Source organism: Staphylococcus sp. HMSC065D05, assembly GCF_001813195.1.
GTDB lineage: Bacteria > Bacillota > Bacilli > Staphylococcales > Staphylococcaceae > Staphylococcus > Staphylococcus epidermidis.
In genome coordinates, this window is record NZ_KV811763.1 from 170919 (window position 1) to 173982 (window position 3064).

At 27.8% G+C, this 3064-nt stretch carries 5 protein-coding genes and 1 pseudogene; 5 read left to right on the forward strand and 1 reads right to left on the reverse strand.

Translation table 11 applies throughout. From position 1 onward, the window contains the following. Both HMPREF2897_RS08895 and HMPREF2897_RS08900 read left to right on the forward strand, forming a co-directional pair. Positions 1–449 (forward strand): tandem-type lipoprotein (locus HMPREF2897_RS08895; protein ID WP_141751295.1); only part of this gene is annotated, 449 nt, incomplete at its 5' end. Between the two features lie 127 nt (positions 450–576). After that, on the forward strand, positions 577–1011 hold the full coding sequence (locus tag HMPREF2897_RS08900; protein ID WP_002499808.1) for a DUF1433 domain-containing protein: 435 nt from the start codon (positions 577–579) through the stop codon (positions 1009–1011). 192 nt (positions 1012–1203) lie between these two features. On the opposite strand, the pseudogene HMPREF2897_RS08905 reads toward HMPREF2897_RS08900, so the two are convergent. Further along, positions 1204–1572 (reverse strand): annotated as a pseudogene (locus HMPREF2897_RS08905) (hypothetical protein); the annotation flags it as partial. A gap of 43 nt (positions 1573–1615) precedes the next feature. On the opposite strand from HMPREF2897_RS08905, the gene HMPREF2897_RS08910 reads away from it, so the two are divergent. The 3 genes from HMPREF2897_RS08910 to HMPREF2897_RS08920 are packed head-to-tail and all read left to right on the forward strand — an operon-like array spanning position 1616 to position 2997. Beyond that, a complete protein-coding gene (locus HMPREF2897_RS08910; RefSeq protein ID WP_032606883.1) occupies positions 1616–2053 on the forward strand; it encodes a DUF1433 domain-containing protein in 438 nt (145 codons plus the stop codon). Positions 2054–2087: 34 nt separating this feature from the next. Further along, positions 2088–2525 (forward strand): DUF1433 domain-containing protein, encoded by a 438-nt coding sequence (locus tag HMPREF2897_RS08915; protein WP_070593015.1) that lies wholly within the window; start codon positions 2088–2090, stop codon positions 2523–2525. Between the two features lie 34 nt (positions 2526–2559). After that, positions 2560–2997, forward strand: coding sequence for a DUF1433 domain-containing protein (locus tag HMPREF2897_RS08920; RefSeq protein ID WP_070593017.1), 438 nt, complete (start codon positions 2560–2562; stop codon positions 2995–2997). Positions 2998–3064 lie beyond the last annotated feature (67 nt).

Below are 3064 nucleotides of genomic sequence, written 5' to 3' on the forward strand. Positions count from 1 at the left end.
CCAATAAAATTACATACGATAATAAAGGAAGACCTCAAAGTAATAAGAAAAAATATCCAGTGAAAATGAAAAACAATGAAATAATCCCTATTAAAAAAATTGAAGATAGTAAGATAAAGAGAGAAATAGGTGAATTTAAATTCTTCGCTCAATATGCAGATTTTAAAGAATTAAAAGATTATAAGAATGGAAATATATCATACAATCCCAATGTACCTAGTTACTCAGCAGAATATGATTTAGAAAATAGCGATTATAATGTAAAACAATTAAGGGAAAGATACGATATTCCAACGAAACAAGCACCAAAGTTATTATTGAAAGGTACAGGTGACTTAAAAGGTTCTTCAATTGGTACAAAAGATGTAGAATTTACCTTTATTGAAGGCAAGCAAGAGAATATTTATTTTTCTGATAGTATGAACTTTATGCCAAGCGAGGATGATTAAATATGTAGCAAAATGAATATCAAATAAAATCGAAAAATATGACTAATTATATTGATATTCATGATAACAATGACTGTTAAAGCGTCGCCACAACTCAGATCAGAATTTATTAATTTAGGAGGACATTATGAATAAAAACAAAATAATATTGTTCGCTACATCTATTATCATTATAATAGCAATAATATTAGGAGGCGGCTATATGCTACATGAAAGTAAGCGTCAACATTACATAGATATTCAAAAAAAACGTATTGAATTATTTTTCAAAGAAAATATAAACAATTATCAAAGCATCAAGGTTACTGATATAGGAAAAACACCTATGGGCGGCTATTCAATAAAAGGATATATAAATAATAATAAAAAATTAGATTTTATTGCTATTATGAATGAAGATAAAGGTTTTCAATTTGATGATGAAATTAATTACTCAAAAAAATTAAGTCATCTGTTTAAACAAAAAAACCCCTCCAATAAGTTCCCTAGCCAAATTATCAAAGAAAAAAACTTGAATGAAAATGACTATAAAGCTGATCCTCCCCTTATATTTGGCTTCTAAGGTCCATCACCAATTATTAACTGTTCATTTTCAAAGGAGATCTCATACGTAATAAAAATAAAATATTCGTCCTTATTTCTATCATAGTAATATTGTTCTTAGTTGATCTATATCTTTCACACAAAAATAAGAAAGATACATATATAGACACTCAAAAAGATAGAATTGACTTATATTTCAAATATAATCTTACGTATTAAGCACATCATTATCATCTGTAGGTTTATTATATTTTTCATTAATTGTGGTATGCTTTAATTTTTTATAATGGTTATCAATTTTCAAATTAGTTGTGTTATTATGAAAAGGAAGATTTACATTGGTTTTCCAGTCTTTCATACTGGTAAGTTCTGTACCTGCATAGCCCATCACAATGTTACTCGTGTCTGGCTTTCCATTAACAATTGGTGCATAGGCATAAGCACGTAGACCATTTTGAGTGTCATCACGTTTTTCAATAACTTCAAATTCACCTTTTGGAGTGCTAACCTGACATCCAATATTATAGTTCTGATAAGAACTTTCAGAAAGCTTCAACTTAGTGTTATCGTTAATTTTCATAGTATTGAACATCCTTTATTCAACTGTATTTGGGGAGGTTCTTATGTTCAAGAATAATAAAATTATATTGTTCGCCATATCATTTTTCATAATCTTAACACTTATAATTGGAGGTTTCTGTATCTTGCATGAAAATAAACGTGAACAGTACTTACATATTCAAAAGAAAAGAATCGACTTGTTTTTCAAAGAAAATATGAACAATTATCAAAATCTAGATTTAACTAAAACAGGGAAAACTCCTATGGGAAGTTATATAATCGAAGGCTATATTAATAACGATAAAAGTTTGTATTTTTCTGCAACTCTTAATAAAGCAGATAATTATCAATTTGAAGATACAATTGGTTATTCAAAAAAAGTTGGTGCTATGTACAAGCCTCCTAGATCTCACAAGAAGTTCCCTAGCCAAATCATCAAAGATAAAAACTTGAACGAAAATGAATATACAGCTAATCCACCTCTAATTTGGGGCTTTTAATATCCTTTATTCAACTTTATTTGAGGAGGTTTTTATGTTCAATAATAATAAAATTATATTGTTTGCCCTATCATTTTTCATAATCCTAACTCTTATAACTGGAGGCTTCTATATCCTTCACGAAAATAAACGTGATTATTACTTAGATATTCAAAAAAAGCGAATCGATTTATTTTTTGAAGAAAATTTAGATAACTATAAAACTTTAAAAATTACAGAAACTGGAAAAACACCTTTGGGCAACTATACAATAAAAGGATATATAAATAATAATAAAAAATTAGATTTTTTAGCTACTTTAAGCTCTGATAGCAATTATCAATTTGAAGATACAATAAGCTATCCTCAAGAAGTAGGAAATATGTACAAGCCTCCTAGATCTCACAAGAAGTTCCCTAGCCAAATCATCAAAGATAAAAACTTGAACGAAAATGAATATACAGCTAATCCACCTCTAATTTGGGGCTTTTAATATCCTTTATTCAACTTTATTTGAGGAGGTTTTTATGTTCAATAATAATAAAATTATATTGTTTGCCCTATCATTTTTCATAATCCTAACTCTTATAACTGGAGGCTTCTATATCCTTCACGAAAATAAACGTGATTATTACTTAGATATTCAAAAAAAGCGAATCGATTTATTTTTCAATGAAAACGTAAATCATTATAAACACTTTACGATTGTAAAAACCGAAAAAAACCCAATGGGAGATTATTTAATTAAAGGGTATGTAAATAATAATAAGGAATTATATTTTACAGCTACTATGAATGAAACAAGTGATTACCAATTTGATAATCAAATGAGTATGTCAGAAAATTTATCAAATATGTTCAAAACACAAAATGATCTTGATAAATTCCCTAGCCAAATCATCAAAGAAAAAAACTTAAATGAAAAAGACTACGAAGCAGATCCACCTCTAATTTGGGGCTTTTAACACAAGCAAAGCACTAACTACTTAATCTAATGACTCTATAATAAATTGGACTGATGACTAAAAATCA